The 26,562-nt window shown below is 65.3% G+C and carries 27 protein-coding genes; 12 read left to right on the top strand and 15 right to left on the bottom strand.

The genetic code is table 11. The features are described 5' to 3' along the window. Positions 1 to 18: 18 nt before the first annotated feature. The 7 genes from EV656_RS13515 to EV656_RS13545 form a co-directional block, all read right to left on the bottom strand. Positions 19 to 609 carry a YeeE/YedE thiosulfate transporter family protein gene (locus tag EV656_RS13515; RefSeq protein ID WP_132604999.1) on the bottom strand — a complete coding sequence of 197 codons (591 nt, stop codon included), beginning with the start codon at positions 607 to 609 and terminating at the stop codon, positions 19 to 21. Between the two features lie 3 nt (positions 610 to 612). After that, positions 613 to 1,362: a YeeE/YedE thiosulfate transporter family protein gene (locus tag EV656_RS13520; protein ID WP_481883012.1), complete on the bottom strand. Its 750-nt coding sequence runs from the start codon at positions 1,360 to 1,362 to the stop codon at positions 613 to 615. Further along, positions 1,280 to 2,152 carry a FliM/FliN family flagellar motor switch protein gene (locus EV656_RS13525; protein WP_132605003.1) on the bottom strand — a complete coding sequence of 291 codons (873 nt, stop codon included), beginning with the start codon at positions 2,150 to 2,152 and terminating at the stop codon, positions 1,280 to 1,282. Before EV656_RS13525 ends, EV656_RS13520 begins: the two co-directional genes overlap by 83 nt. Positions 2,153 to 2,243: 91 nt before the next feature. Continuing rightward, the gene (locus tag EV656_RS13530; RefSeq protein WP_132605005.1) at positions 2,244 to 4,934 is read right to left on the bottom strand and encodes a sensor histidine kinase; all 2,691 of its coding nucleotides are present in this window, start codon (positions 4,932 to 4,934) and stop codon (positions 2,244 to 2,246) included. Further along, positions 4,931 to 5,215, bottom strand: a complete 285-nt coding sequence (locus tag EV656_RS13535) for a hypothetical protein (RefSeq protein ID WP_132605007.1) — start codon at positions 5,213 to 5,215, stop codon at positions 4,931 to 4,933. Before EV656_RS13535 ends, EV656_RS13530 begins: the two co-directional genes overlap by 4 nt. 3 nt (positions 5,216 to 5,218) lie before the next feature. Further along, positions 5,219 to 5,587, bottom strand: a complete 369-nt coding sequence (locus EV656_RS13540) for a response regulator transcription factor (RefSeq protein WP_132605009.1) — start codon at positions 5,585 to 5,587, stop codon at positions 5,219 to 5,221. 69 nt (positions 5,588 to 5,656) lie between these two features. Beyond that, positions 5,657 to 6,967, bottom strand: a complete 1,311-nt coding sequence (locus EV656_RS13545; RefSeq protein WP_132605011.1) for a helix-turn-helix transcriptional regulator — start codon at positions 6,965 to 6,967, stop codon at positions 5,657 to 5,659. 219 nt (positions 6,968 to 7,186) lie between these two features. Between EV656_RS13545 and EV656_RS13550 the strand changes: the two genes are divergently transcribed. From EV656_RS13550 to acs, 6 genes are all read left to right on the top strand, one after another. Then, a complete protein-coding gene (locus EV656_RS13550) occupies positions 7,187 to 8,536 on the top strand; it encodes a substrate-binding protein (RefSeq protein ID WP_132605013.1) in 1,350 nt (449 codons plus the stop codon). A 123-nt stretch (positions 8,537 to 8,659) separates the two neighbouring features. Beyond that, positions 8,660 to 9,691, top strand: a complete 1,032-nt coding sequence (locus tag EV656_RS13555; protein WP_132605015.1) for a branched-chain amino acid ABC transporter permease — start codon at positions 8,660 to 8,662, stop codon at positions 9,689 to 9,691. A 4-nt stretch (positions 9,692 to 9,695) separates the two neighbouring features. Further along, positions 9,696 to 10,907, top strand: coding sequence for a branched-chain amino acid ABC transporter permease (locus EV656_RS13560; RefSeq protein WP_132605017.1), 1,212 nt, complete (start codon positions 9,696 to 9,698; stop codon positions 10,905 to 10,907). A 12-nt stretch (positions 10,908 to 10,919) separates the two neighbouring features. Further along, positions 10,920 to 11,678, top strand: a complete 759-nt coding sequence (locus EV656_RS13565) for an ABC transporter ATP-binding protein (RefSeq protein ID WP_132605019.1) — start codon at positions 10,920 to 10,922, stop codon at positions 11,676 to 11,678. 12 nt (positions 11,679 to 11,690) lie between these two features. Next, positions 11,691 to 12,446, top strand: coding sequence for an ABC transporter ATP-binding protein (locus tag EV656_RS13570; protein WP_132605021.1), 756 nt, complete (start codon positions 11,691 to 11,693; stop codon positions 12,444 to 12,446). Positions 12,447 to 12,515: 69 nt separating this feature from the next. Then, positions 12,516 to 14,465, top strand: a complete 1,950-nt coding sequence (gene acs / locus EV656_RS13575) for an acetate--CoA ligase (RefSeq protein WP_132605023.1) — start codon at positions 12,516 to 12,518, stop codon at positions 14,463 to 14,465. A 109-nt stretch (positions 14,466 to 14,574) separates the two neighbouring features. Here acs and EV656_RS16615 read toward each other — a convergent pair whose 3' ends face one another. After that, positions 14,575 to 14,724 carry a hypothetical protein gene (locus tag EV656_RS16615; RefSeq protein WP_165919014.1) on the bottom strand — a complete coding sequence of 50 codons (150 nt, stop codon included), beginning with the start codon at positions 14,722 to 14,724 and terminating at the stop codon, positions 14,575 to 14,577. A gap of 97 nt (positions 14,725 to 14,821) precedes the next feature. Continuing rightward, positions 14,822 to 16,147, bottom strand: coding sequence for an omega-aminotransferase AptA (aptA, locus tag EV656_RS13580; protein WP_132605025.1), 1,326 nt, complete (start codon positions 16,145 to 16,147; stop codon positions 14,822 to 14,824). A gap of 264 nt (positions 16,148 to 16,411) precedes the next feature. Here aptA and accB point away from each other — a divergent pair, with 264 nt between their 5' ends. Genes accB through aat form a run of 3 tightly spaced genes read left to right on the top strand, consistent with a single transcriptional unit; the run spans position 16,412 to position 18,928 of the window. Then, entirely contained in the window at positions 16,412 to 16,897 is a 486-nt protein-coding gene (gene accB, locus EV656_RS13585; RefSeq protein ID WP_132605027.1) for an acetyl-CoA carboxylase biotin carboxyl carrier protein, read from the top strand. Between the two features lie 10 nt (positions 16,898 to 16,907). Continuing rightward, positions 16,908 to 18,257, top strand: a complete 1,350-nt coding sequence (gene accC, locus EV656_RS13590) for an acetyl-CoA carboxylase biotin carboxylase subunit (protein WP_132605029.1) — start codon at positions 16,908 to 16,910, stop codon at positions 18,255 to 18,257. 26 nt (positions 18,258 to 18,283) lie between these two features. Beyond that, positions 18,284 to 18,928: a leucyl/phenylalanyl-tRNA--protein transferase gene (gene aat, locus EV656_RS13595; protein ID WP_132605031.1), complete on the top strand. Its 645-nt coding sequence runs from the start codon at positions 18,284 to 18,286 to the stop codon at positions 18,926 to 18,928. On the opposite strand, the gene EV656_RS16935 is transcribed toward aat, so the two are convergent. From EV656_RS16935 to EV656_RS13620, 5 genes are all read right to left on the bottom strand, one after another. Beyond that, complete coding sequence (locus EV656_RS16935; RefSeq protein ID WP_322790426.1) at positions 18,865 to 19,461, bottom strand: DUF2155 domain-containing protein; 597 nt, start codon at positions 19,459 to 19,461, stop codon at positions 18,865 to 18,867. The genes aat and EV656_RS16935 overlap by 64 nt on opposite strands. Then, positions 19,458 to 19,934, bottom strand: a complete 477-nt coding sequence (gene mlaD / locus EV656_RS13605; protein WP_425057185.1) for an outer membrane lipid asymmetry maintenance protein MlaD — start codon at positions 19,932 to 19,934, stop codon at positions 19,458 to 19,460. The genes EV656_RS16935 and mlaD overlap by 4 nt, the downstream gene beginning before the upstream one ends. After that, positions 19,919 to 20,302, bottom strand: coding sequence for an NADH:ubiquinone oxidoreductase subunit NDUFA12 (locus EV656_RS13610; RefSeq protein WP_132605035.1), 384 nt, complete (start codon positions 20,300 to 20,302; stop codon positions 19,919 to 19,921). Before EV656_RS13610 ends, mlaD begins: the two co-directional genes overlap by 16 nt. Before the next feature lie 163 nt (positions 20,303 to 20,465). Further along, complete coding sequence (clpX, locus tag EV656_RS13615; RefSeq protein WP_132605037.1) at positions 20,466 to 21,731, bottom strand: ATP-dependent Clp protease ATP-binding subunit ClpX; 1,266 nt, start codon at positions 21,729 to 21,731, stop codon at positions 20,466 to 20,468. Positions 21,732 to 21,900: 169 nt separating this feature from the next. Continuing rightward, positions 21,901 to 22,533 (bottom strand): ATP-dependent Clp protease proteolytic subunit, encoded by a 633-nt coding sequence (locus EV656_RS13620; protein WP_132605039.1) that lies wholly within the window; start codon positions 22,531 to 22,533, stop codon positions 21,901 to 21,903. Between the two features lie 172 nt (positions 22,534 to 22,705). Here EV656_RS13620 and EV656_RS13625 point away from each other — a divergent pair, with 172 nt between their 5' ends. Continuing rightward, complete coding sequence (locus EV656_RS13625) at positions 22,706 to 23,938, top strand: FAD-binding domain-containing protein (protein WP_132605041.1); 1,233 nt, start codon at positions 22,706 to 22,708, stop codon at positions 23,936 to 23,938. 6 nt (positions 23,939 to 23,944) lie between these two features. Here the strand turns inward: EV656_RS13625 and EV656_RS13630 are convergent, their stop codons facing one another. Next, positions 23,945 to 24,448 (bottom strand): MarR family winged helix-turn-helix transcriptional regulator, encoded by a 504-nt coding sequence (locus EV656_RS13630; RefSeq protein WP_132605043.1) that lies wholly within the window; start codon positions 24,446 to 24,448, stop codon positions 23,945 to 23,947. A 234-nt stretch (positions 24,449 to 24,682) separates the two neighbouring features. Here EV656_RS13630 and ectA point away from each other — a divergent pair, with 234 nt between their 5' ends. Both ectA and ectB read left to right on the top strand, forming a co-directional pair. Then, the gene (gene ectA, locus EV656_RS13635) at positions 24,683 to 25,222 is read left to right on the top strand and encodes a diaminobutyrate acetyltransferase (protein WP_200276502.1); all 540 of its coding nucleotides are present in this window, start codon (positions 24,683 to 24,685) and stop codon (positions 25,220 to 25,222) included. 47 nt (positions 25,223 to 25,269) lie between these two features. After that, on the top strand, positions 25,270 to 26,559 hold the full coding sequence (ectB, locus tag EV656_RS13640; protein WP_132605045.1) for a diaminobutyrate--2-oxoglutarate transaminase: 1,290 nt from the start codon (positions 25,270 to 25,272) through the stop codon (positions 26,557 to 26,559). Positions 26,560 to 26,562: the final 3 nt, after the last annotated feature.

Consider the following 26,562-nt stretch of genomic DNA (forward strand, 5'->3'; position numbering starts at 1 on the left):
GTCATTTGTCGGGTCGGCTTATTCCGCCGGCTGGGTGCCCGCCGGCGCCTTCTTGCGCGAGAAACGGCGCGGCAGGATAAAGGCGATCACGATGAAGGCCGCCCCGATCGCGAGCCCGGCCAAGTCCCCCTGCAGGTCCGGAAAGGCCGCCGGGTAATCGGCGCCGGGAATCGCGCCCAGCGTGATCTTGTCCCCCTCCAGGACGCCGAGATCCTTCCACACGGGATAGGACAGCATGTAGGCCGCCGCGCCCAACAGGCCGCCCGCGACAAAGAACAGCGCGTCGATCCGGCCCACGGCCAGCGCGCAAACGCCGGTGCCGGGGCAAAAGCCCGACATGGCCCACCCCAGGCCCAGCATCAGCCCGCCGATGAACACGCCGACATAGGCGGTCTTGACCGACATGTGGCCGACATCGACCAGGCCCAGCATCTGCCCGCCGAAGGTCAGCACCGAGGCCACGCCGATGGCCAGCAGGATGGTCTTCATCAGGTGCAGGTTGGTCAGGTTCAGCATGCGGCCGATCCAGTTGGGATTGGTCGCGCCGATGCGGTCCAGCACGAAACCGAAGGCCGCGCCGATGACGATGGCAAGAACGATGGTCATCATGGCTCAGCCCTCTTCCTTGAACATGTAAAGCGCGGTCGGAAAGGCCGCGAGGAAGGCGCCAAGCGCAAAGATGTAGCCCGAGATCGCCGTCTGCGACATGCCCGACATCATATGCCCCGAGGTGCAGCCCCCCGCCAAGCGCGCGCCGTAAAGCACGATGAACCCGCCGGCAAAGGCCACCAGCCAGCGCTTCAGCACGTTGCCGCCGTAATTGGCCCGCCAGATCGCGGGAACCATACGTTCGCCCTTGGGCACGCTGTTGCGCAGGATCGAGGAGATCAGCGCCCCCAGCATCATCGCGCCCACGAAGATGAAGGAATAGTTGACCGGGTTGGCCACGGCCTTGGCGTATTTTCCGTCCGATTTCGCCAGGTAGGCGTTGGTCGAGGTGTAGGCCCCATCATCGGCCTGGGTCACGATATCGGGGTTCTGCATGTCCCACAGAATACCGTCCAGAATGACGAACTGCGTGGACACCCCGATCGGCTTGACCAGCAGCACCGCGAGGAAGAACACGAGCCCCAATGCAAGCCCGCCGTATTTCCAGTTTAAGACCATGGGTTTACCTCCCCGTGACATTCGTTTCTTTGAATGTAACTGTCGCGCGGCAGGTTGGTTCCGATCCAGAAGAAAAGCCTGCGCCTGTATGCGGCATTTTGTCGCCTGCTTTTCACGCCTCCGCGACATCCGCGGCCGGGGGCGGCAGCGCCCCGCCGGGGGCCTCCCCCTCCAGCCGCACCGCCCGTTCGCCATGGGCCTGGCCAAGCCGCCCCTGCGCCAGGGGGATGGCGCCCGCCCCCTCCAGCCGCACGCGCGCGAGGGCCGCGGCGGGCAGAACCAGATCCTGCCCGGGCGCAAGCTGGCGCAGCGCCGCCGCCGGCATCTGCATCCGCCACAAGACCGCGCGCAATGGCACCCGCGCAGCCAGAACGCTGTCCTGCAATGCCCCGGCGGAAAAAGGTTCGGCCCCGCGGTCAGGCGAGGCAGGCGCCTGCGGGCCCGGCAGGGCCAGAAACAGCGTGCCGCCGCGCGCGCCCTCGCCCAGGGAAACGGTCGTGGCGAATCCACGATAGGCCCCCGGCGCCAGGCGCAGGGCCAGGTGGCGGGCATCCTCCAGAACCGGGCCCTGGGCATAGCCGCGCGCCCAGTCGGGCCCGGTTTCGCCCCCAAGCGCGGACAGCATCGGATCGGTGAAATCGGCCAACACCGCCGCATCGGTCGCGGTCAGCGGACGCAAGGGCGGGGCCTGGGCGGCAATATCCCCGGTCAGGCACCATTCCAGCAGCGCCAGCGCCAGCTCTGCGGAAAAAACGGCCAGCCCGACGCCGGATGCCCCGCGCAACAAAAGCGGCAGCCCTGCCCCCGGCAACACCTCTGCCAGCCCGCCCAGCGCGGGGGCGCTGACCGTCACCTTACCGGCGACCAGCGTCAGGCCCAGGCGTTCATGCCCTGCGCGCGCCACCGCCAGCGGCAGGGCCGCGGCCACCGCCTGCACGTCACACGCCCCCACCCCGCCATCGGCAGGGGCGAACAGACGTTCCATGAGGGCCCGGTGCGTGTCGTCCATCTCTGCCTGGTTGCCGCTGCGTGTTTTCCTGCGGTGTACCCCCGGCAAGGTTGCCAAATCGTTGCCATCAGGCAGCCGCCGCCATCTCGCGCGGCAGGGTTAGGCGGAACGCAGCCCCCGGCCGACCATCGCGATAAACGATCGACCCGCCCAGGCGCAGCATGATCTCGCGGCAGATCGCCAGGCCCAGCCCCGCCCCACCGGCAGAGCGGGGATCGGACAGACGGGCGAATTTCTCAAATATGATCGCCTGGCTTTTCTGGGGAATGCCGCTGCCGTTATCGGTGAAATCCACCGCGACACCCTCTGCGGTGCTGCGAACGCTGATGCGCAGTTCAGGTGCGGACGCATCGCAGTATTTCTGCGCGTTGGAAATGAGGTTGATGAAAACCTGGCTGAGCCGGTCGCCATCGGTGACAATCTGCACCCGCTCGGCCGCCGGATCGCGGGTGATGCGCAGTGCGTGCCCCCCTTGCAGCCGCGCGGTCGCCGCAAGCGCCCGTTCGATCAGGTCGTGCAGATCGACAGGTTGCAGGTTCAGCGTCACCTGCCCGTTTTCCAGGACCGACAGATCCAGCAGATCGTCCAGCAGCCGGGTCAGGCGCAGGCTTTCCTCGTGGATGATGCGCGCGTATTTTCCCAACTCCTGGGGCGAGAGGTCCGCCCCCTCCATCAGGATCTCGGAAAACGCCCGGATCGAGGTCATCGGCGTGCGCAGTTCGTGGCTGATCTGGCTGAGGAACGCGTCCTTCTGCACCGACAGTTCGGTCAGCTTCTCGTTGGCTTCGCGCAACTGACGGGCGGTGCGGGCCAGTTCCTCGGATTTGGCCTCCAGCTGGCTGGAATATTCCATCATCTGGGCGGTCTCGTCGGCCACGGCCATCAGGTCCTCGACCGAAACCGAAGAGCGGCCCACGATCTGGCCCACCATCGCATGCGCGGTGGCCGCGCCCACGGACCCTGCCAGAACCCGTTCCAGCTGTTGCAGGAATTCCGGCGTGATCTCGGGCAGATAGCCCTGGCGCCCCTGCCCCGCCGCCGCCCTCTGGAACAACCGCTGCGCATCCTCGGCCCCCAGGATGCGCTGGGTCATCAGCAACAGATCTTCGGCCTCGGCGCGGCCCTGGCTCCAGCCCTGGCCGGCGCTGGAGTGGTCAAAGACATTGACGAACTGCGCGCCCTGCAACCGCTCCATGGGCGAGGGGAAATCGAACAGCGACACCGTGACGAAGGCCAGGACATTCGCGAAGATGGAGAACACCACCGCGTGCACCAGCGGGTCCATCCCATCCAGGCCGAACAACGCCTGGGGGCGCAGCCAGCCGATGCCGCCCGGCCCCTCGGCCAGCAGGGTCGCGCCCATAATCGCCCCCTCGCCGAAGCTGGGCAGGAACAGCGTGTAGGCCCAGACGAAAAACCCTGCCAGCAACCCGGCAATCGCCCCCTTGCGCGTCGCGCCGCGCCACAGGATGGCGCCCAGCAGCGCCGGCAGCACCTGCGCCACCCCGGCAAAGGCGATCAGCCCGATGGCGGCCAGGGCCTCGGACCCGCCGGTAAGGCGATAGTAGAGATACCCCAGCAGCAGCACCCCTGCGATGGACAACCGCCGGGACCGCAGCACCAGTTTGCGCACATCCCCCGACATCGTGGCCCCGTGACGGCTGAGGTTCAGGAAAAGCGGCATCACAATATGGTTCGAAACCATCGTGGACAGGGCGATGGCGGCCACGATGACCATAGAGGTTGCCGAAGAAAACCCGCCCAAAAACGCCAGCGTCGCCAGCCCGTCATGCCCATGGGCCAGCGGCACGGTCAGCACGAACAGGTCGGGGTTGGCGCCCGGCGGCATCTCGTCCAGGCCGATCACGGCGATGGGGACGACGAACAGGCTCATCAGAAACAGATAGGCGGGAAAGGCCCAGGACGCGGTTGCCAGGTGGCGCTCGTCCTCGTTTTCGACCACCAGCACCTGGAACATGCGTGGCAGGGTCAGGATCGCTGCGGCGGCCAGAAAGGTCAGCCCGGCCCAGCGCCCCGGCTGGATCGGCATTCCGGCAAGCGCCGAGGCATCGATACGCGCCAGCGCCGCAGCGGCACCGCCAGCGATCCCCCAGACCACGAAGATCCCGACGGCGAGCAGCGCCACCAGCTTGACCACGGCCTCGACCGCGATGGCGGTGACCACGCCGTGGTGGCGTTCGTTGGCATCCAGGTTGCGCGTACCGAACAGCACCGTGAACAGCGCCAGCCCCACCGCAACGGTCAGCGACGCCGAATTCAGGTCCGAGGCCAGCCAAGGCCCCACGCCCCCGGGCGCGAACACGGCAAAGGACAGCGTCACCGATTGCAGTTGCAGCGCGATATAGGGCGTGGTACCCACGACTGCGATCAGGGTAACGATGACACCCAGCGTGTTGGATTTCCCGTAGCGCGAAGAAATCAGGTCGGCGATCGAGGTGATCCGCTGGGTCCGTCCGATGCGCACCAGCTTGCGCAGGGTCCACCACCAGCCGATAAAGACCAGCGTCGGCCCAAGGTAGATCGTGACGAACTCCAGCCCCGACCGCGCCGCGTAGCCGACCGCGCCGTAGAACGTCCAGGCGGTGCAATAGACCGACAGCGACAGCGTATAGATCATGGGCGAGCGCAACCAGCCGCCGCGCCCGCGCGCCGCCCGGCGTTCCGCCCAGAAAGCCACGCCGAACAGGAACACGACGTAGACCAGACAGATCGCCACAAGCAGGTCGAAGGAGATCATTCCGCCCCCTCCTGCCCCCCGGCCTCTGCGCCGGGCTTGGCCGGATCGGGGGCCGGGGCAGAGGCCGCGCACAGCCGCCGGGCCAGCAGTGCGGCGGTGGCGATCAGCCCGAACCAGGCCGCGAACAGATAGATCAGCAGCCCCGCGCCCAGACCGTCATCGGCATCCAGAACCGGCAACAGGAACAGGCAAAGGCCCAGCAGGGGCAACAGGCGCGCCAGGTCCATCAGCCGGCGGCGGCGATACCCCTCTGGGTCGGGAAAGGCCGGCGCGCGGGCCATCGTCTAGCCGCCCGCAAGATCGCGCACCGAGGCCAGGACCTCGGTGTTGGAAAACGGCTTGGCCATGAAGCGGCTGACGCCCATCCGCTCGGCCATCTCGCGGTCCTTGACCTGGCCCTTGGCGGTCAGCATCAGGACCGGCAGCGCGGCCAGCGCCGCGTCCGCGCGAATGTCGCGCAGGATGTCGAACCCCGAACGCCCGGGCAGCATCACGTCGAGAATGACGATATCCGGGGCCAGCGCGGACACCCTTTGAAAGGCGGTCGTTCCCTCGGAATGGGTGTCCACCTGCCAGCCGTCGCGCGACAGGATGAAGCGGATCGCCTCGATGATATTCGGCTCGTCCTCTATCAGAAGGACATGTTTGCCCATTCCGTTTCCCCCCGCATGCGGAACTGCGCCCGCTTTGTCAGACGACTATCCCCGCAAAGCGCGCCCCTGTCAAAACCCGTCCGCCAGGATCGACGGCTCGCGCCGGGCCACGCAGTCGCGGCGCGGGCAGATCCGGCAGGACGTGCCGATGGGCTGGGGCGGCGTCTGGGGCAGGTTGGCCACCTCTTCGGGCAGGATCAGCATCGCCGCCTCCAGCACCTGCGGACCGTCGAAGCCGGAGTTCAGCACCGGCTGGCACAGTGCATAGGTCAGGAACCGCGCGTGCGCCCGTCCGGAATGTTCGACCACCGCACGCAAGGGCGCCATGGGACGCGACAGCGCCTGATAGAGCGGCCATAGCGGACAGGCCGCCCCGAACCGCGGCAGGGCGAACCCCGCCACCGGCTTGCGAAAGGTCAACGTGCCCGAGCCATCGCAGGTGACCAGCCCGATGGGACCGCCTGCCAATGCCTCGGGCAGGGCCGCCAGCCGCCGGAACGCGGCGCCGGGATCGACGCCGTAGCGCTGCGCCAGCCGGCCGGGATCCAGCGAAAGCGCGCGCGCGGCCTCGGCGAAATCGGCCAGCGGCATCAGTTCTGCATCGCGGCGATACCGGCGCAACCAGGCCAGCGCCAGGTCGCGCGCCGGTCCCGAGGACAGCTCGGCCGCGCCATCGACCAGGCGTTCCGGCGCGGGCGGCAGGGCCCGTTCCAGTTCGGCGACGTGATAATGGCGGGCGCGCAGAAAGGCCTCGACCTCTTCTTGCGGGGTGGTCTGTCCCCCGGCCTCTTCGGCGCCCTCGTCCAGATAGGCGACCAGCGCCTGTGCCCCGTCCGCCAGGCGCTGGCTTTCCTCGGACAGGTTGCGGTGAAAACGGCGCTGCCAGTCCGGATCGATATCGTCGGTCTCGTTCAGGATCGCGGCGGTCGACCGGATCGCCGTCACGGTCGAGATCACCTCGTGCAGCGAGGCCGACAGGAACGGATCGTGGGTCAGCCGATCGGTCAGCATCTCTACGGTACGTTCCAGTTCGGCGACCCGGCGGTGACGGTCGGCCAGCAATTGCGCCCAGCCCGGAAACCGCCCGGCGAATTCCTCGATCCGGGGCAACTCGTCCTGGGCGCCCTTGTGACCGGCCGCGGCCTCGCGCAGGGCCTCGATCTGGGCGGCCCCCGCCCCTTCGGTCAGGGCGCTGGCCTCGACATCCAGGGCGCGGGCGATCTCGACCAGCAACTTGCCGCCGATTCTACGGCGGTTATGCTCGATCAGGTTGAGGTAGGAGGCCGAAATCCCGACGGAACGCGCCAGATCGGCCTGCCGGATGCCCAGCACGGTGCGCCGCTCGCGGATGCGGGTGCCGGTCAGGGTGGAACGGGGCATGGCGTGAAACCTTGTTTCTTTCCAAGGACTTTCTGCGGGCGCGCGATAATTTGTTTACAAGCCTTCGCAATCCTCTGTGGATATATTTACAAAAAAATCGTTCTCAGGAAAGCAGTTGTTGCCAAATTTTCGCACTACCCGCGATAATTGCCCTGCTTTGTAAAGCAATGGGTCCGCGCAGAGGAGGCGCAGGCCCGCTCACATCACGGGAGGATGTACATGACGAATTCGACCTTCACGCGCCGCGGCGTGCTCAAGACCGGTGCGGTCACCGGCGCGGGCCTGGCCCTGCCGACGATCTTCACCTCGTCCGCCTCGGCCTTTACCAACGAACCGACCGGCAGCACGGTCAAGTTCGGTTTCAACGTGCCCCAGACCGGCCCCTACGCCGAAGAAGGCCTGGACGAACTGCGCGCCCAGGAACTGGCCGTCGAACATATCAACGGCATGGGCGATGGCGGCATGCTGAACACCTTCACCTCCAAGGCGCTGGATGGCACCGGCATCCTGGGCAAGAAGGTGGAATTCGTGACCGGCGACACCCAGACCAAGTCTGACGCCGCCCGCGCCAGCGCCAAGTCGATGATCGAAAAAGACGGCGTGGTGATGATCAACGGCGGCTCGTCCTCGGGCGTGGCCATCGCCGTTCAGGGCCTCTGCCAAGAGGCCGGCATCATCTTCATGGCCGGTCTGACCCACTCCAACGACACCACCGGCAAGGACCGCAAGGCCAACGGCTTCCGCCACTTCTTCAACGCCTACATGTCGGGTGCCGCCCTGGCCCCGGTGCTGGAGAAGGAATACGGCACCGAGCGCCGCGCCTATCACCTGACCGCCGACTACACCTGGGGCTACACCCAGCAGGAGTCGATCCAGTCCTTCACCGAGGCCATGGGCTGGGAAACCGTCAACAACGTGCTGACCCCGGTCGGCGCCGGTGACTTCTCGTCCTACATCACGCCGGTCCTGCAGTCGGGCGCCGACGTGCTGATCCTGAACCACTACGGCGGCGACATGGTGAACTCGCTGACCCAGGCGGTGCAGTTCGGCCTGCGCGACAAAATGGTCAACGGCAAGCAGTTCGAGATCGTCGTGCCGCTCTACTCGGAGCTGATGGCCGCCGGTGCGGGCGAAAACATCAAGGGCGTGTTCGGTTCGATGAACTGGAACTGGCAGCTGCAGGATGCGGGCACCAAGGCGTTCGTTCAGTCCTTCGGCCAGAAATACGGCCGTCCGCCCTCGAACTCGGCGCATACCTGCTACGTGCAGACGCTGCTGTACGCGGATGCCGTTGCGCGCGCCGGTTCGTTCAACCCCTGCGCCGTGGCCGAGGCCCTGGAAGGCTTCGAATTCGACGGCATGGGCAACGGCCCGACCCTCTACCGTGCCGATGACCACCAGTGCTTCAAGGACGTGCTGGTCATGAAAGGCGCCGAGAACCCGACCACCCAGTACGACACGCTGGAAGTGGTCGAGGTCACCCCGCGCGCCCAGGTCGAGTATGCCCCGAACCACCCGATGTTCGGTGGCGACGCGGCCACGCTGGGCACCTGCAACGACGGCGCCTGATGCCGGCATGAACCCGTCCGGCCGCGTGCGACCCTGCGCGCGGCCGGCCTTCACGTCAGGGCAAGGCCAAGGCGGCCGGCCCGGACGCGCCAGACCTAAACCGACATCACGGGTGGGGACACGATGGACGCGATCCTTCTGCAAATCCTGAACGGGCTCGACAAGGGCTCTGCCTATGCGCTGATCGCGCTGGGCCTGACGCTGATCTTCGGCACGCTGGGTGTCGTCAACTTTGCCCATGGCGCGCTGTTCATGATCGGGGCCTTCTGCGCCGTCGTGATGCAACGCCTGCTGAATCTTTCCTACGAGGTGGTGGACCCGACCCGGACCGACTTTCTGGGCAACCCGCTGAAGGTCCAGATGCCTTACGTCGAATCCTGGTTCGGGACCGAATTCGGCGGCGGGCTGATCGAGTGGTCTGTGCCGCTGTCGATCCTGCTGGCCATCCCTGTCATGGTGGGGCTGGGCTTTGCCATGGAACGCGGCCTGATCAAGCATTTCTACAAGCGCCCCCATGCCGACCAGATCCTGGTGACCTTTGGCCTGGCGATCGTGCTGCAGGAAATCATCAAGTATTTCTTCGGCGCCAACCCGATCCCCACCACATCGCCGGACCTGTTCTCGGGCTCGTTCGATTTCGGGGTGCTGCTGGGCTTCGATCCCAACACGATCATCTACCCCTACTGGCGCATGGTCTATTTCCTGTTCGCGCTGATCATCATCGGTGGCGTGTTCTCGTTCCTGCAATTCACCACCTTCGGGATGGTGGTGCGCGCGGGCATGGCCGACCGTGAAACCGTGGGCCTGCTGGGCATCAACATCGACCGTCGCTTTACCATCATGTTCGGGCTTGCCGCCGCGGTGGCGGGGCTGGCCGGCGTGATGTACGCGCCGATCCTGTCGCCAAACTATCACATGGGCATGGACTTCCTCGTGCTCAGTTTCGTGGTGGTCGTGGTCGGCGGCATGGGCAGCCTGCCCGGCGCCGTGCTGGCCGGGTTCCTGCTGGGCATCCTGCAGAGCTTTGCCTCGATGAACGAGGTCAAAAGCATCATCCCCGGTATCGACCAGGTCATCATCTATCTGATTGCCATCATCATCCTGCTGACCCGCCCGCGGGGGCTGATGGGCCGCAAGGGCGTGATGGAGGATTGAGAACATGCTTGGACTGAGCGCAAAAGACACCCGTTTCCTGCTGATCGTCGTCTTCCTGACCCTGGCGACGCCGTTCCTGCTGCAACCCTTCCCCGAAACCTCCAGCCTGGCGCAGTTCAACGCGGGCTATCCGGACCTGATGCAGAAATTCGCGATCTTCGGCATCTTCGCGATCGGGTTCAACATCCTGTTCGGGCTGACCGGCTACCTGTCCTTCGGGCATGCCGCCTTCCTGGGGGTGGGATCCTACACCGTGGTCTGGATGTACAAGCTCCTGGGCTACAACGTTCTGCCGGGCCTGGTGCTGGCGATCATCATCTCGGCGCTGTTCGCGCTGGTGATCGGCTTCATCTCGCTGCGGCGGTCCGGGATCTACTTCTCGATCCTGACGCTGGCCTTCGCACAGATGAGCTATAACCTCGCCTACTCGGTGCTGACGCCGATCACCAACGGGGAAACGGGCCTGCAGGTCTACCTGAACGACCCGCAGATCCTGATGGGGGAAAACTCGCCCACCAGCCCGCACCTTTTCGGGATCGTGATGCGCGATTCCACCCAGATCCAGATGGGCGACTGGCTGTTCACGATGAACAACGGCTACTACTTCTGCGCCGTCATCGCGATCATCGCCTTCTACATCTCGCTCCGGATCTTCCGCTCGCCCTTCGGCATGATGCTGCGCGCGATCAAGACCAACCAGACCCGGATGAACTATACCGGCCTGAACTCGCGCCCCTACACGCTGGCGGCCTTCGTGATCTCGGGCATGTATGCCGGCCTGGCCGGTGGCCTCTTGGCCGCGATGGACCCGCTGGCGGGCGCCGAGCGGATGCAGTGGACCGCCTCGGGCGAGGTGGTGCTGATGACCATCCTGGGCGGTGCGGGCACCCTGATGGGGCCGGTGCTGGGCGCGGGCTTCATCAAGTATTGCGAGAACATCTTCTCCAAGATCAACGATGGGGTTCTGCACGGCTGGTTCGCCTTCATGCCCGACGGGATAGAGGATTTGATCGTCGCGATGATCCATCCCTTCGTGGGCAAGGGCTGGCACCTGACGCTGGGCATCCTGTTCATGCTGGTGGTCATCTTCCTGCCCGGCGGCCTGGTCGAGGGGGGGCAGCGCGTCGCACGCCTGTTCCGCCGCAACAAGAAGGCCGGCCCGGGCGACAAGGACCCCGAGCATCACCCGAAACAAGCGCCCCACGTGGCCGAGTGAGGAGACGGATCAATGGGTATCCTTGAAGTCAAAGGCGTGAACAAGCGCTTCGGCGGGCTCCAGGCACTGGGTGACGTGAACCTGTCGGTGGCAGAGAATACCGTTCACGCCATCATCGGGCCGAACGGCGCGGGCAAGTCCACCTTGCTGAACTGCCTGGTGGGCAAGCTGATCCCCGACACCGGCTCTGTCATGTTCGACGGGCAGTCGGTGCTGGGGCGCAAGCCGCACGAGATCAACCAGATGGGCATTTCCCGGGTGTTTCAGACGCCCGAGATCTTTGGCGATCTGACGGTGATGGAAAACGTGCTGATCCCGTGTTTCGCCCGGCGCGACGGTGCATTCCGCATGCGTGCCTTCGAAACGGTGGCCCATGAAAAGGACATCGTCGAGAAGGCCCTGCAAATGCTGGAGGACGTGAACATGGCCGACAAGAAGGACATGCACGCGGCCTCCATGTCGCGCGGCGACAAGCGCCGGCTGGAAATGGCGATGTGCCTGGTGCAGGAACCGCGCCTGCTGCTGCTGGACGAACCCACCGCCGGCATGGCGCGGGCCGACACCAACAACACCATCGACCTGTTGCGCGAAATCAAGGAAAAGCGTGACATCACCATGGCGATCATCGAACACGACATGCATGTCGTGTTCTCGCTCGCTGACCGGATCACGGTGCTTGCCCAGGGCACGCCGTTGGTTGAGGATGTGCCCGAAAAGATCAAGGGCCACCCCAAGGTGCAAGAGGCCTATCTGGGCCAGGCGCACGGATAAGGAGGAGCGGAGATGAACGTCAAACCCGACTTCAACAAGAACGCCAACCAGGCGGCGACCGCCCCGGCCTTTCTGTCGGTCTACGATCTGCACGCCTATTACGGCGAAAGCTACATCGTGCAGGGCGTCAGCTTCAACGTGCACGAGGGCGAGATCCTGGCCCTGCTGGGCCGCAACGGCGCGGGCAAGACCTCGACCCTGCGCGCGGTGGCGCGGCTGTCCGATCCGCAGGTCACCTATGGCGAGATCTGGCTGGACCACCAGCCGCTGCACATGATGGCTGCCCACCAGGCCAGCGCGGCGGGCCTGGGGCTGGTGCCCGAGGACCGGCGCATCATCTCGGGCCTGACGGTCGAGGAAAACCTGCAACTGGCCCAGATCGCACCGCCCATCGGCTGGACGCTGGACCGCCTGTACGACCTGTTCCCCCGCCTGGGCGAGCGGCGCAAGCAGGAGGGCGTCACGCTGTCGGGTGGCGAACAGCAGATGCTGGCCATTGCCCGTGCGCTGGCCCGCGACATCAAGGTGTTGCTGCTGGACGAACCCTACGAGGGGCTGGCCCCCGTGATCGTGGACGAGATCGAAAAGACCCTTGTCCACATCAAGGAACAGGGCATCACCACCGTTATCGTCGAGCAGAACGCAATCCGCGCCCTGGAACTGGCCGACCGGGCCGTGATCCTGGATACCGGGCAGATCGTCTTTGACGGCACCGCTGCCGAGGTGCTGAAAGACGAAGCCTTGCGCGCCGAATACCTGGCCATCTAGGTCAGGATGCCCCGGCCCGCGCGGCCGGGGCTTTCACATAAGAAACTGCCCATTAAGAGGGATTTGGAGATGACCGAACCGACCTATCCGCCCAGCGAGGAATTCGCCAAGGCCGCGCATATCGACGCGGCCAAGTACGAAGAGATGTACAAGGCCTCGGTCCAGGACCCCGACACGTTCTGGGCAGAGCATGGCAAGCGAATCGACTGGATCAAGCCCTATACCGAGGTGAAGAACACCAACTTCGACATGGGCGAGGTGGAGATTCACTGGTTCCGGGACGGCACCCTGAACGTGGCGGCCAACTGTATCGACCGGCATCTGGCCAAGCGCGCGAACCAGACGGCGATCATCTTTGTCCCGGACGAGCCGGGCGACCCGGTGCAGCACATCACCTATGCCGAACTGCATGAAAAGGTGAACCGCTTTGCCAACGTGCTGCTGTCCCAGGGCGTGATGCGCGGCGACCGGGTGGTGATCTACCTGCCCATGATCCCCGAGGCCGCCTATGCGATGCTGGCCTGCGCGCGGATCGGCGCGATCCACTCGATCGTGTTCGCCGGTTTCTCGGCCGACGGCCTGGCCAACCGGATCAACGACTGTGGCGCCAAGGTGGTCATCACCGCCGACACCGCCCCCCGCGGCGGTCGCAAGACCAACCTGAAATCGAACACCGACGCGGCGCTGCTGCACTGTTCCGACAAGGTGCGCTGCATGGTGGTGAAACACACCGGCGACCAAACCACCTGGATCGACGGGCGCGACGTGGACGTGCTGGCGCTGATGGAACATGCCAGCCCCGACTGCCCCGCCCGTGAACTGGAGGCCGAGCACCCGCTGTTCATCCTCTACACCTCTGGCTCCACCGGCAAGCCCAAGGGCGTTGTGCACAGCTCGGGCGGCTATCTGGTCTATGCCTCGATGACGATGGAATACACCTTCGACTATCACGAGGGGGACATCTTCTGGTGCACGGCCGATGTGGGCTGGGTCACCGGCCACAGCTACATCGTCTACGGGCCGCTGGCCAACGGCGCGACCACGGTGATGTTCGAGGGCGTGCCGACCTACCCGGATGCGGGCCGTTTCTGGCAGGTCTGCCAGGATCTGAAGGTCAACCAGTTCTACACCGCCCCCACCGCGATCCGCGCGCTGATGGGCCAGGGCCCCGAATGGGTGGACAAGTACGACCTGTCCAGCCTCAAGGTGCTGGGCTCGGTCGGCGAACCGATCAACCCCGAGGCCTGGAACTGGTACAACGACCATGTCGGCAAGGGGAAATGCCCCATCGTCGACACTTGGTGGCAGACCGAAACCGGCGGCCACCTGATCACCCCCCTGCCCGGCGCCACGCCGCTGAAACCCGGCTCTGCGACGCGCCCCTTCTTCGGGGTGCAGCCGGTCATCCTGGAACCCGAATCGGGCAAGGAGATCGACACGACCGAGGCCGAGGGCGTTCTGTGCCTGAAGGACAGCTGGCCCGGCCAGATGCGCACGGTCTGGGGCGATCATCAGCGCTTTCAGGACACGTATTTCAGCCACTACAAGGGCTACTACTTCTCCGGTGACGGGTGCCGGCGCGATGCGGACGGCTATTACTGGATCACCGGCCGCGTGGATGACGTGATCAACGTGTCCGGCCACCGGATGGGCACGGCAGAGGTCGAATCGGCCCTGGTCGCCCATGCGGATGTGGCCGAAGCCGCGGTTGTGGGCTACCCGCATGAAATCAAGGGCCAGGGCATCTACGCCTATGTCACCCTGATGAACGGCGTCGAACCCAGCGACGAGCTGCGCAAAGAGCTTGAGAAATGGGTCCGTACCGAGATCGGCCCGATCGCCAAGCCCGACCTGATCCAGTGGTCGCCCGGCCTGCCCAAGACCCGTTCGGGCAAGATCATGCGCCGCATCCTGCGCAAGATCGCCGAAAACGACTACGGCAGCCTGGGCGACACCTCGACCCTGGCCGATCCCTCTGTGGTCGATGACCTGATCGCGAACCGGATGAACAAGGGCTGATCCCCAGCCCCGCGGCATCGAAAGGGCCGGTGCGATGGCACCGGCCCTTTTCCATACGTCCCGCGCGGACGACCCGCCGGATCAATCCGGTGCCGGACCGTTCCGCAAATCAGCACCCCGGCGGCGTCACCGTTCCCATTTCGCTGATCTCGCTCACACCGGGTTCGCATTCGCTCACCGGCTCTTGGGCGCAGGCAGCCAGCAGGGCCACCACCCCGAAGCCGAGAATCAGGCCCCGAACCTTCTTGCTGCGTGTCATCGATATCTCCCTTTTCAGTCGAGCTTGACGCCCAAAAATGAACTACACCGTTCAGTAAAGGTTTGCCTTGATCCGGATCAAGACCTGTCCGGCAGGATCAGTCCAGCCCGCGCAAAACCTCGCCCAGGGTGTCCACGATGCGGTCGATCTGGGCCTTGTCGATCATCAGCGGCGGGGACAGGGCGATGATGTCGCCGGTGGTGCGAATCATCAGCCCCTTTTCGTAGGCGTCCAGGAACGCAGCAAAGGCACGCTTGGTCGGCGCGCCCGGAATCGGCGCCAGTTCCACCGCACCGACAAGCCCCATGTTGCGAATATCGATAACGTGGGGCAGGTCCTTCAGCGAATGCAGCGCCTCCTCCCAATAGGGGGCCAGGGTGGCGGCGTTTTCGAACAGCCCCTCTTCGCGATAGGTGTCCAGCGTGGCCAGGCCCGCCGCGGCGGCAATGGGGTTGCCGGAATAAGTATAGCCGTGGAACAGTTCGATCAGGTGTTCCGGCCCCTCCATGAAGGCGTCGTGAATCGCCGGTGTCGTCAGAACCGCCCCCATGGGAATCACCCCGTTGGTCAGCCCCTTGGCGGTGGTCATCATGTCAGGCAGCACCCCGAAATAGTCGGCAGCGAAACTGGCGCCCAGCCGCCCGAACCCGGTAATCACCTCGTCGAAGATCAACAGGATACCGTGTTTCGCCGTGATCTCGCGCAGGCGTTCCAGATAGCCCTTGGGCGGCAGCAGAACGCCGGTGGACCCGGCCATGGGTTCCACGATTACCGCGGCAATGGTCTCGGCCCCGTGCAGGGCGACGATGCGCTCCAGCTCGTCGGCCAGATGCGCGCCGTGTTCCGGTTGCCCCCTGGAAAAGGCGTTCTCGGGCAGGTGGGTATGCGGCAAATGATCGACGCCGGTCAGCAAGGCCCCGTAAACCTTGCGGTTATTGACGATCCCGCCCACCGAAATGCCGCCGAAATTCACCCCGTGATAACCCCGCTCGCGCCCGATCAGGCGGGTGCGCTGCCCCTCGCCCCGGGCGCGGTGATAGGCGATGGCGATCTTCAGCGCGGTCTCGACCGACTCGGACCCCGAATTGGTGAAGAACACATGCTCCATCCCCTCGGGCGCCATGTCGCGCAGCGCGCTGGCCAGTTCGAATGCCTTGGGATGGCCCATCTGAAAGGCCGGGGCATAATCCAGTTCCCCCGCCTGCGCCTGGATCGCCTGCGTGATCTTCGGCCGGCAATGGCCCGCGTTGCAGCACCACAGACCGGCGGTGCCGTCCAGCACCTCGCGCCCGTCGGCGGTGTGGTAGAACATCCCCTCTGCGCCAACCAGCATGCGCGGCGCCTTCTTGAACTGGCGGTTCGCGGTGAACGGCATCCAGAAGGCGGACAGGTCGTTGGGCACGGGTTTGCGATCAAGCGCCATGAGTCACTCCAGTATCTTGGGTCGCCCGCGGACGGACGACCCGGTTGCAATTTTCCGAAAGGATGGGCTGTTGATTATGAAATGAAAAGAAAAATCCCTGCCCGATGAGGGCCTTGGCCCCGCCAAACGCATGCCTGCAAGGGCAAAAAGCGCCCTGATCCGCTTTCCTTGGGTTTTTCCCTCGCGTATAAGCGGCCCAATTCCAACGCAGGATGCGGGCGCGCCCAGGCCGGGCGGCAAACGCGCAAGCGATCGAGGACTGGCATGACGAAAACTTCCCACGAGTCGGACGTGGCCTTCATTCAGGCGCTGGCGGAACTGCTGCGCGAGCACGACCTGACCGAGCTTCAGGTCAAGCGCGAATACGGCGAGGACGACTCGCTGGATGTGCGGGTGTCGCGCAGCGCCCCGGTGGCCGCGCCGGTTCAGGTGGCCGCCCCCGCCGCCCCGGCCCCCGCGCCCGCCGCCACCCCGGCACCCGCCGCAGAGGCCCCGGCCGAGGATCCCGCGCTGCACCCCGGCGCCGTGACCTCGCCCATGGTCGGCACCGCCTATCTGCAACCCGAACCGGGCGCCGATTCCTTCGTCAAGGTTGGCGATGCGGTCAAGGAAGGGCAGACCCTGCTGATCGTCGAGGCCATGAAGACGATGAACCACATCCCCGCGCCCAGTTCCGGCACCGTCAAGCGTATCCTGGTCGAGGACGGCGCGCCGGTGGAATTCGGCGCCCCCCTGATGATCATCGAATAAGGCCCCGCGCATGTTCGAGAAAATTCTCATCGCCAACCGGGGGGAAATCGCGCTGCGCGTCATCCGCGCCTGCCGCGAAATGGGCATCCGCTCTGTTGCGGTGCACTCCACCGCCGACGCCGACGCCATGCATGTGCGTATGGCCGACGAAAGCGTCTGCATCGGCCCGCCCGCCGGCACCGACAGCTACCTGTCGATTCCCGCGATCATCTCGGCCTGTGAAATCACCGGCGCACAGGCGATCCATCCCGGCTATGGCTTCTTGTCGGAAAACGCCCGTTTCGTGCAGATCGTCGAGGATCACGGCCTGACCTTCATCGGCCCCTCGGCGGAACATATTCGCATGATGGGCGACAAGATCACCGCTAAGGAAACCATGAAGGCCCTTGGCGTGCCCTGCGTGCCCGGGTCCGACGGCGGCGTGCCCGACCTGGAAACCGCCCGCACCGTGGCCGCAGAAATCGGCTATCCGGTCATCATCAAGGCCACCGCTGGCGGCGGTGGGCGCGGGATGAAGCTGGCCCGCACCGCCGATGATCTGGACCATGCCTTTCAGACCGCCCGGGCCGAGGCGAAATCCGCCTTCGGCAATGACGAGGTCTATATCGAGAAATACCTAGGCCAGCCGCGCCATATCGAGATTCAGGTCTTTGGCGACGGCAAGGGCCGCGCGGTGCATCTGGGCGAGCGGGATTGCTCGCTGCAGCGGCGCCACCAGAAGGTGTTCGAAGAGGCCCCCGGCCCCGCCATCGACGCCGAAACCCGTGCGCGCATCGGCAAGACCTGTGCCGAGGCGGTCGCCAAGATCAACTATATCGGCGCGGGCACGATCGAATTCCTGTACGAAAACGGCGAGTTCTACTTCATCGAGATGAACACCCGCCTGCAAGTGGAACACCCCGTCACCGAGGCAATCTTCGGTGTGGACCTGGTGCGTGAACAGATCCGCGTCGCCGAGGGACAGCCGCTGTCCTTCACCCAGGACGAGCTGGAGCTGAACGGCCACGCCATCGAGGTACGCATCAACGCCGAGCGGGTGCCGCAATTCGCCCCCTGCCCCGGCAAGATTACCGCCTATCACGCGCCGGGCGGCCTGGGCGTGCGGATGGATTCGGCGCTGTATGACGGCTATTCGATCCCGCCCTATTACGACAGCCTGATCGGCAAGCTGATCGTGCACGGCCGCGACCGGGGCGAGGCGCTGGCGCGTCTGAACCGCGCGTTGGGTGAGTTGATCGTGGATGGCGTCGATACCACCGTGCCCCTGTTCACCGCGCTGCTGCGCGAACCCGAGATCCTGCGCGGCGATTACGACATCCACTGGCTGGAACGCTGGTTGGAGTCCGGCCCCGAATTGTAAGGGGCGGCCCCGCCGGGGCGGAAGCGATGGACGACACGCGCCTGACGCCCGAGTTGCTGTTGCACGCCTATGCGGCGGGCATCTTTCCCATGTCCGAATCGCGGGACGATCCGGATATCTTCTGGGTGGAACCGCGACTGCGTGGCATCCTTCCGCTGGATGGTTTTCACATTTCCCGCAGCTTGCGCCATACCCTCCGGCGCGCGCCCTTCACGATCCGCACCGATACCGATTTCGCAGGGGTGGTCCGGGGATGCGCCGACCGCGAGGAAACCTGGATCAACGCCACCATCTTTGACCTGTACGCCGCACTGCACGCGATGGGCCATGCCCATTCGCTGGAGGTCTGGGAGGGCGATACGCTGGTCGGCGGCGTCTACGGGGTCGCCCTGGGCGGCGCCTTCTTCGGCGAAAGCATGTTCTCACGCCGCACCGACGCATCCAAGGTGGCGCTCGCCTACCTGGTGGATCGCCTGCGGCAGGGCGGTTTCACGCTGTTCGATACGCAGTTCCTGACCGATCACCTGGCCAGCCTGGGCGGGATAGAAATCAGCCGCGACGACTACCGCGCCCGCCTGGCCGCCGCCCTGAAGGTCAGGGCCGGGTTTCACTGGGCCGGGCCGTTGCCCTCGCCCGAAACGTTGTTACAGCGCAGCACCCAGACATCGTAGCGCGGGTGGTCCAACGGGTTCAGCGCCGGGCTGGAGGCCAGCATCCACCCAGAAAACAACGCCCCGTCCCGGCCATCCTCAAAGATCGTCAGATAGGCATAGGCGTCCGAGGCCGGGTTGTCCTCGGGGTAGCGGCATTCGCCCAGGGTCACCGCCAGCCGCCCCACGCGCCCGGTCTGCCCAGGCTGCAGGTTCAGGTCCAGCGTTTCGCCGGCCATCTTGTCCAGCCCGCGCAGCACCGCGCCATCGGGGGCGACGGCAGCCACGATACGGGGTGTGGCCGGCGGGTCGTCCATTTCCAGCAGAATGCCGTTTTCGATGGGCTGGTCATACATTTCCAGCGGTCCGCTTTCGGGCTGCAAGGGGTCCATGTCCAGCGGACCGATTTCCAGGTCCATCTCTGGCAGGTCGTCCAGCGGCGCAGCGTTCCACCCCTCGGGCGACCAGCCGGATAGCGGGGCTTGCCCCGTTTCCTGGGCCGCAACAGGCACAGCGGACAGGGCCAGCGAAAGGAGTGCCGCACGCCAGGTCACGGGGTATCCTCGCCAGAGGATACGAACTTCAGCAACAGGCTTATCAGGCTTACCGCGCCCTGCGTGTCCAGCATTTCGTCCCCGGGTTCCAGATCAAAGGGCGACCCGCCGGGCACGAGTTCAAGGAAGGTGCCGCCCAGCAGCCCCTCGGACGCGACAACGGCGGTGCTGTCATCGGGCAGGACGATATCGTCTTTCACGGTAAAGCGGGCATCGGCGCGAAATGTCTGCGGGTTCAGATCCAACCCGGTGACGGTGCCGACCTTGACGCCGGCCAGCCGCACATCGGTCCCGACCGAAACCCCCTCGGCAGAGCGGAAACTGGCGGTCAGTTCATACTGCCCGTCCGCCCCCGCGCCCAACCCGGCCGAGTTCGCGGCATAGACCAGGAATCCAAACGCCAGCGCCAGAACGGCGCCACCTGCCAGTACCTCGGAGGGGCTGTTCTCGGCCATGGTTATTCGGGCTGCCATGCCTCGTAGTCGCGCCGCTCTGCCGGTTGTGCCTGGCGCAGCGATCCGGTCGGCGCATAGGCCATCGGCGTGCCGGTCAGGTTGGCCACATGCGGTTTCTGCCACGGCTTGGTCGGCAGCGGCGCCTCTGTCGGGGGCGCGTCATAGGTGTGATGCAGCCAACCGTGCCAATCGGGCGACACGCGGCTGGCCTCGTTTTCGCCGTTATAGATCACCCAGCGGCGCTTGCCGTCGCGGGACTGGTAGAACACGTTGCCCTGATCGTCCTCGCCAACCTTCTGACCATGGCGCGCAGTGAAAAGCCGGGTGCCGATGGTTTCGCCGTTCCACCAGATGACGTATTTCAGCAGGCTGTCGATCACGCCCATGGGCTCCTCCCGATCCTTTGGGACTGTATGGCGCATGCGCGCCTCTAGGTCCAGTGCCCCGCATACGATGGCGCACCGACGATGCGGGTGTTTGGCCAAGGACAGTCTTGCGATGGCACTGGCCGCCCCGCCCCCGTGGGGATCACGGGACGCCCGGTCGGGATCACCCGGCGCTTGCGCCGCCCTTCTTGTGATCGACGTAGATCATCAGCGGGGCCGCGTCGGAATTCACCGTCTCGTCGTTGACCACGACCTCTTCGACGCCCTCCATGCCGGGCAAGTCGAACATCGTGTCCAGCAGGATATCCTCCAGGATCGAGCGCAGGCCACGCGCGCCGGTCTTGCGGGCAATCGCCCGCTTGGCGATGGCCGTCAGCGCGTCGTCGGTGAAGGTCAGCTTGACATCTTCCAGCTCGAACAGGCGCTGGTACTGACGAACAAGGGCGTTCTTGGGCTTGGTCAGGATTTCAACCAGCGCGTCCTCGTCCAGATCCTGCAGCGTGGCGATCACGGGCAGACGGCCGACGAATTCCGGGATCAGGCCGAACTTCAGCAGGTCTTCGGGTTCCAGCTCCTTGAACATCTCGCCCACGCCGCGGGTATCGTTCGCCTTCACATCGGCGCCAAAGCCGATGGCAGACCCCTTGCCGCGCTGCGCGATGATCTTTTCCAGCCCGGCAAAGGCGCCGCCGCAGATGAACAGGATGTTGGTGGTGTCCACCTGCAGGAATTCCTGCTGCGGATGCTTGCGCCCGCCCTGCGGCGGCACGCTGGCAACCGTACCCTCCATGATCTTGAGCAGGGCCTGTTGCACGCCCTCGCCCGACACGTCGCGGGTGATGGACGGGTTGTCGGACTTGCGCGTGATCTTGTCGACCTCGTCGATATAGACGATGCCGCGCTGCGCGCGTTCGACATTGTATTCGCTGGCCTGAAGCAGTTTCAGGATGATGTTTTCCGCATCCTCGCCGACATAGCCCGCCTCGGTCAGGGTGGTGGCATCGGCCATGGTAAAGGGCACGTCCAGAATGCGCGCCAGCGTCTGCGCCAACAGCGTCTTGCCGCAGCCGGTCGGCCCGATCAGCAGGATGTTCGACTTGGCCAGTTCGATGTCGCCGGATTTGCCGACATGGTTCAGCCGCTTGTAGTGGTTGTGCACCGCGACCGACAATACGCGTTTGGCGTGGGCCTGGCCGATCACGTAATCGTCCAGCACCTCGCAGATTTCCTTGGGCGTCGGCACACCCTCGGAGGATTTCAGCCCCGCGGATTTGGTCTCTTCGCGGATGATGTCCATGCACAGCTCGACGCATTCGTCGCAGATGAACACGGTCGGTCCGGCGATCAGCTTGCGCACCTCGTGCTGACTCTTGCCGCAGAACGAGCAGTAGAGCGTGTTTTTCGAGTCGCTGCCGGAAGTATTCGCCATGTCGGTCCTCTGGGCTTTCTGACTGGCCCGCCTTGCGGAGGGGGGACGTTGCATCCGAACGCCCCTGACCTGTCAGCGTAGGACAGGTCGTTTCAGGGCACAACGCCAAAATCCGGGGCGTCGTGCGGGTGAAAAACCGGGCGCGCGCAGGCCCGCCCGGCCAGATGTATCAGCTGGCGCCGTCTTCAAGCGCCTCGCGGCTGTCGACGATTTCGTCGATCAGGCCCCACGCCTTGGCAGCCTCGGGATCCATGAAATTGTCGCGCTCCAGCGCGTCGACCACGGCCTGGAATTCCTGGCCCGTGTGTTTCACGTAGATCTGGTTCAGCCGGTCCTTCAGCTTTTGCGTTTCTTGGGCGTGGATCATGATATCCGTCGCCTGCCCCTGATAGCCGCCCGAGGGCTGGTGCACCATGATGCGCGAGTTGGGCAACGAGAACCGCATGCCCGGCGCCCCCGCCGCCAGCAGCAGCGACCCCATCGAGGCCGCCTGGCCGACAACCAGCGTCGACACCTTGGGCTTGATGTATTGCATCGTGTCGTAGATCGACAGGCCCGAGGTGACGACACCGCCGGGGCTGTTGATATACATCGAGATGTCCTTGGTCGGGTTCTCCGCCTCAAGGTGCAGCAACTGCGCCACGATCAGGCTGGCCATCCCGTCATGGACCGGCCCGGTGACGAAGATGATCCGTTCCTTCAGCAGGCGCGAAAAGATGTCATAGGCCCGCTCGCCGCGCGAGGTCTGCTCGACCACCATGGGCACGAGGTTGTTCATGTAATGCTCGATCGGATCGGTCATGTGTGCCTGCCTTCGATGTTCAATGGGACAGAACTAGTCCCGGGTGCCAAACGGAGTCTTAGTGCCGCGCCCGGACCCCTGCAAGGGCAGGCGGGCGGTTTCGCGCCATGCGGTTGATCCGCACGCCCGGCGCGATAACTGACAGGCAAACGGCCCGCGAAAGAGGCACAGAATGAGCGATCCCATTTCCCCGACCCGCCGTGCCGCCCTGGAACGGCTGTCGCGTTTCGTGCCTCATGCGGGCCGCGACTATGCCGCCCGGCGCAATTTCGACCTGGGGCCGGGCCAGCATGTCCATGTCTCGGGCCTGTCGCCATGGCTGCGTCATCGCACGATCACCGAGCAGGAGGTGCTGCACGCGGTCCTGGCCCGGCACACGCCCGCAGCGACCGAGAAATTCGTGCAAGAGGTGTTCTGGCGCACCTACTGGAAGGGATGGCTGGAACGCCGCCCCGCGACCTGGGCCGAATACCGGGCCGGGGTCACGCGCGCGTTGAACCGGATCGACACCGAGGACGGTCTGCGCACATGCTGGGCGGCCGCTTGTCGGGGCGAAACCGGGATCGACGCGATGGACGCCTGGGCGCGAGAGCTGGTCGACACCGGCTATCTGCACAATCACGCGCGGATGTGGTTCGCCTCGATCTGGATCTTCACCCTGCGCCTGCCGTGGGAACTGGGGGCCGATTTCTTTCTGCGCCACCTGCTGGACGGCGACCCGGCCGCGAACACGCTGGGGTGGCGTTGGGTGGCGGGACTGCACACCCCCGGCAAGCACTACGTCGCCCGGCCGGACAACATCGCGAAATACACCGAGGGGCGGTTTCACCCGCAAGGGCTGGCGCCCGCCCCTGCCCCGCTGGACGGCCCGGCCCCGCCGCCACCAGGCCCGGTGCCCGCAGCCGCCGCGCTGCCCGATGGCCGCGTCGGGCTTTTGCTGACAGAGGACGACCTGTCCCCTGGCTGGCTGATCGAGGAGGGACTGCAACCCGCCGCCTGCGCGGCGCTGCTGTCCCATGGGGGGCGCTCGCCACTGGCGGTTTCAACGCAGGTCGCGCGCTTCACCCGGGGGCTGGCCGGCGATGCGCTGGACCGGCTGGGCGCAACCGGGCCGCTGTCCGAAAACCCGCAGGACATTGTGGATTGGGCCGCCGCAGAAGGGCTGAACGCGGTTGCCACACCTTATGCGCCTGTCGGGCCTGCGGCCGAGGCGCTGGACCGCCTGGCAGATGCGCTGAACGGACATGGCATCGCATTGACCCGCCACCCGCGCCCCTATGACCTGCGCGCCTGGCCCCATGCGACCCACGGGTTCTTTCGCTTCAAGTCGCGGATACCGGACCTGCTCTCGGCGATGGGTCTTGGCGACAGCCCGGCCACAGAGGCACGACTGCCAGGCCTCTGAGCCGTTTCAGCCCGCCGGGGGGCTTTTCTTGATGTCACCCAGGTCCAGAACCGGCGCCACGTCCAAGTGCCCGGCGTCCAGCAGGCCCGCCACCCGTTCCAGCGCCGCCACGATCATCGCCTGTTCCCAGTCGGGCAGGCCATCGAAAGCATGGACATATCGGTCATGCAGGGGATCGGGCGCACGCTCGATCGCGTCGCTTCCCGACTGCGTAATAAAGATGTTCATCTGCCGACGATCGGTTTCGGACCTGCGCCGTTCGACCAGCCCCTTTGTCACCAGCCGGTCGACCAGCGTGGTCATCGTGGCCTGGGACACCCCCATGCGCGAGGCCAGCGCCTTGGGCGTGCTGCGCCCGGTCTCGGCCACGATCTGCAAGACCCGAATCTGCACCGCGGTCAGACCCGCGGCCTTGGCCAGCTCACGACCGTAAAGCTCGGTCGCCCGCAGGATGCGCCGCAGCGCGACAAGGCTGATATCCGACCGTTTCACCACCCGCCCTCCGGCCATGCATGTGCCCCCTTTTCCATCAAGCGCGCCCCGACGCAAGCAGCAAAAATTCGCAAGACAAAGCTTTATTTCGGATACGCGCCAAGGTGAAGTTTTCATGTCGAAGCGATATGGGGTGCATTAAACGCAAAAAATACGAGCGTTTACCCCAGATTTCGGGCCATAAGCTTAGCCTGTTGAAATTTCTTATGACTAACTATATATCTTCGCGTGACAGAAACGAGGACAGGACCTATGGGCCAGACCATCACTGCCAAACTGCCGGCCAAGGCCGCGCCGATCACCTTCCGCATGCCCTCCAGCGAGGATGGCGCCGCGATCTGGGATCTGATCCGCGCCTGCAAGCCGCTGGACGAGAATTCTGTCTACTGCAACCTGCTGCAATGCGATCACTTCCGCGACACCTGCATCGTGGCGGAAATGGACGGCGACATCGTGGGCTGGATTTCGGCGTATGTTCTGCCGAACGACCCCGAAACGCTGTTCGTCTGGCAGGTCGCGGTGTCGGAAAAGGCGCGCGGCCGCGGGCTGGGGCGCAAGATGCTGTTCGCCCTGCTGGAACGCGAGGCCTGCGCCGAGGTGTTCCGCCTGCAAACCACGATCACGCCGGACAACGGCGCATCTTGGGGTCTGTTCCGCAGCTTTGCCCGCTCGCTGGGCGCGCGGCTGGAGGATGAACCCTACTTCAAGCGCGACACCCATTTCGAGGGCAAGCACGAGACCGAGCACATGGTCACGATCGCGCTGGCCGAGGAGCTGCGCCTGGCCGCCTGATCGGCTGCCCGCGTCGCCCAAGATTCAAGAAACCCGAAAGGTACCCCATGTCGACTGCACAGACAGCCGAACCCACCATCTATGAACGCCGCGAATCCGAAGCGCGGAGCTATTGCCGCAGCTTCCCGGTCAGCTTTGCCAAGGCCGAGGGCGCGACCCTGACCGATTCCGACGGCAACAGCTATATCGACTTTCTCGCCGGGTGTTCGTCGCTGAACTATGGCCATAACGACCCCGACATGAAGGCCGCCCTGGTCGAGCATCTGACGCGCGACGGCATCGCCCACGCGCTGGACATGCACACCGAGGAAAAAGCCGCCTTCCTGGAAACGATGGAACACCTGATTCTGCGTCCGCGCGGGATGGACCACAAGGTGATGATGACCGGCCCCACCGGCACCAACGCGGTCGAGGCCGCGATCAAGCTGGCGCGCAAGGTCACGGGCCGCAAGAACGTCATCTCGTTCACCAACGGCTTTCACGGCATGACCCTGGGCGCGCTGGCGCTGACCGGCAACGCCGGCAAGCGCGCGGGCGCGGGGGGCGTGTCGCTGAACGACGTGACCCGCCTGCCCTATGAGGGCGCGATGGGCGACGACATGGACACGCTGGCCTATATCGAGGCGATGCTCACCAACCCCTCTTCGGGGGTCGAGCCGGCCGCCGCCTTCGTGGTGGAACTGGTGCAGGGCGAGGGCGGGCTGAACGCCGCCTCGGCCGAATGGGTGCAAGGCATCGCGCGCATCGCGAAAGAGCATGGCGCGCTGCTGATCATCGACGACATCCAGGCGGGCGTGGGCCGCACCGGCAGCTTCTTCAGCTTCGACCACATGGGCATCCAGCCCGACATGGTGACGCTGGCCAAATCGCTGTCGGGCTTTGGCCTGCCGTTTGCCTGCCTGCTGATCAAGCCGGAACACGACATCTGGAAACCGGCCGAACATAACGGCACCTTCCGGGGCAACACCCATGCCTTTGTCACCGCCCGCGTGGCGCTGGAAAAATTCTGGTCCGACGACCGGCTGCGCAACCAGATCGCGCTGAAATCCCAGGTGCTGGAGGAACGGCTGCACGGCGTCGCCGCCCGCATCGACGGCGCCCGGATCAAGGGCCGCGGGATGATGCGCGGGGTGGATGTCGGCAATGGCGAGCTGGCCGCGCAGATCTGCGCGGAATGCTTCCGCCGTGGCCTGATCATCGAAACATCGGGCGCCCATGACGAGGTGGTCAAGGTGCTGGCACCGCTGACCATCCCGATGGAACAATTCAAAGAGGGGCTCGATATCCTGGAGGCGGCCGTCGACACCCTCGTCCCTTTTCCGGTCGCCGCGGAGTGAGCC

Source organism: Rhodovulum adriaticum (genome assembly GCF_004345735.1).
Taxonomy (GTDB): Bacteria; Pseudomonadota; Alphaproteobacteria; order Rhodobacterales; family Rhodobacteraceae; genus Rhodovulum; species Rhodovulum adriaticum.

Bases quoted from the DNA above. Each gene is read 5' to 3' on its own strand.
- EV656_RS13515 (WP_132604999.1), bottom strand. From the start codon at position 609: ATGATGACCATCGTTCTTGCCATCGTCATCGGCGCGGCCTTCGGTTTC.
- EV656_RS13520 (WP_481883012.1), bottom strand. From the start codon at position 1,362: ATGGCGAACGGGCGGTGCGGCTGGAGGGGGAGGCCCCCGGCGGGGCGC.
- EV656_RS13525 (WP_132605003.1), bottom strand. From the start codon at position 2,152: ATGGAACGTCTGTTCGCCCCTGCCGATGGCGGGGTGGGGGCGTGTGAC.
- EV656_RS13530 (WP_132605005.1), bottom strand. From the start codon at position 4,934: ATGATCTCCTTCGACCTGCTTGTGGCGATCTGTCTGGTCTACGTCGTG.
- EV656_RS13535 (WP_132605007.1), bottom strand. From the start codon at position 5,215: ATGGCCCGCGCGCCGGCCTTTCCCGACCCAGAGGGGTATCGCCGCCGC.
- EV656_RS13540 (WP_132605009.1), bottom strand. From the start codon at position 5,587: ATGGGCAAACATGTCCTTCTGATAGAGGACGAGCCGAATATCATCGAG.
- EV656_RS13545 (WP_132605011.1), bottom strand. From the start codon at position 6,967: ATGCCCCGTTCCACCCTGACCGGCACCCGCATCCGCGAGCGGCGCACC.
- EV656_RS13550 (WP_132605013.1), top strand. From the start codon at position 7,187: ATGACGAATTCGACCTTCACGCGCCGCGGCGTGCTCAAGACCGGTGCG.
- EV656_RS13555 (WP_132605015.1), top strand. From the start codon at position 8,660: ATGGACGCGATCCTTCTGCAAATCCTGAACGGGCTCGACAAGGGCTCT.
- EV656_RS13560 (WP_132605017.1), top strand. From the start codon at position 9,696: ATGCTTGGACTGAGCGCAAAAGACACCCGTTTCCTGCTGATCGTCGTC.
- EV656_RS13565 (WP_132605019.1), top strand. From the start codon at position 10,920: ATGGGTATCCTTGAAGTCAAAGGCGTGAACAAGCGCTTCGGCGGGCTC.
- EV656_RS13570 (WP_132605021.1), top strand. From the start codon at position 11,691: ATGAACGTCAAACCCGACTTCAACAAGAACGCCAACCAGGCGGCGACC.
- acs (WP_132605023.1), top strand. From the start codon at position 12,516: ATGACCGAACCGACCTATCCGCCCAGCGAGGAATTCGCCAAGGCCGCG.
- EV656_RS16615 (WP_165919014.1), bottom strand. From the start codon at position 14,724: ATGACACGCAGCAAGAAGGTTCGGGGCCTGATTCTCGGCTTCGGGGTG.
- aptA (WP_132605025.1), bottom strand. From the start codon at position 16,147: ATGGCGCTTGATCGCAAACCCGTGCCCAACGACCTGTCCGCCTTCTGG.
- accB (WP_132605027.1), top strand. From the start codon at position 16,412: ATGACGAAAACTTCCCACGAGTCGGACGTGGCCTTCATTCAGGCGCTG.
- accC (WP_132605029.1), top strand. From the start codon at position 16,908: ATGTTCGAGAAAATTCTCATCGCCAACCGGGGGGAAATCGCGCTGCGC.
- aat (WP_132605031.1), top strand. From the start codon at position 18,284: ATGGACGACACGCGCCTGACGCCCGAGTTGCTGTTGCACGCCTATGCG.
- mlaD (WP_425057185.1), bottom strand. From the start codon at position 19,934: ATGGCAGCCCGAATAACCATGGCCGAGAACAGCCCCTCCGAGGTACTG.
- EV656_RS13610 (WP_132605035.1), bottom strand. From the start codon at position 20,302: ATGGGCGTGATCGACAGCCTGCTGAAATACGTCATCTGGTGGAACGGC.
- clpX (WP_132605037.1), bottom strand. From the start codon at position 21,731: ATGGCGAATACTTCCGGCAGCGACTCGAAAAACACGCTCTACTGCTCG.
- EV656_RS13620 (WP_132605039.1), bottom strand. From the start codon at position 22,533: ATGACCGATCCGATCGAGCATTACATGAACAACCTCGTGCCCATGGTG.
- EV656_RS13625 (WP_132605041.1), top strand. From the start codon at position 22,706: ATGAGCGATCCCATTTCCCCGACCCGCCGTGCCGCCCTGGAACGGCTG.
- EV656_RS13630 (WP_132605043.1), bottom strand. From the start codon at position 24,448: ATGGCCGGAGGGCGGGTGGTGAAACGGTCGGATATCAGCCTTGTCGCG.
- ectA (WP_200276502.1), top strand. From the start codon at position 24,683: ATGGGCCAGACCATCACTGCCAAACTGCCGGCCAAGGCCGCGCCGATC.
- ectB (WP_132605045.1), top strand. From the start codon at position 25,270: ATGTCGACTGCACAGACAGCCGAACCCACCATCTATGAACGCCGCGAA.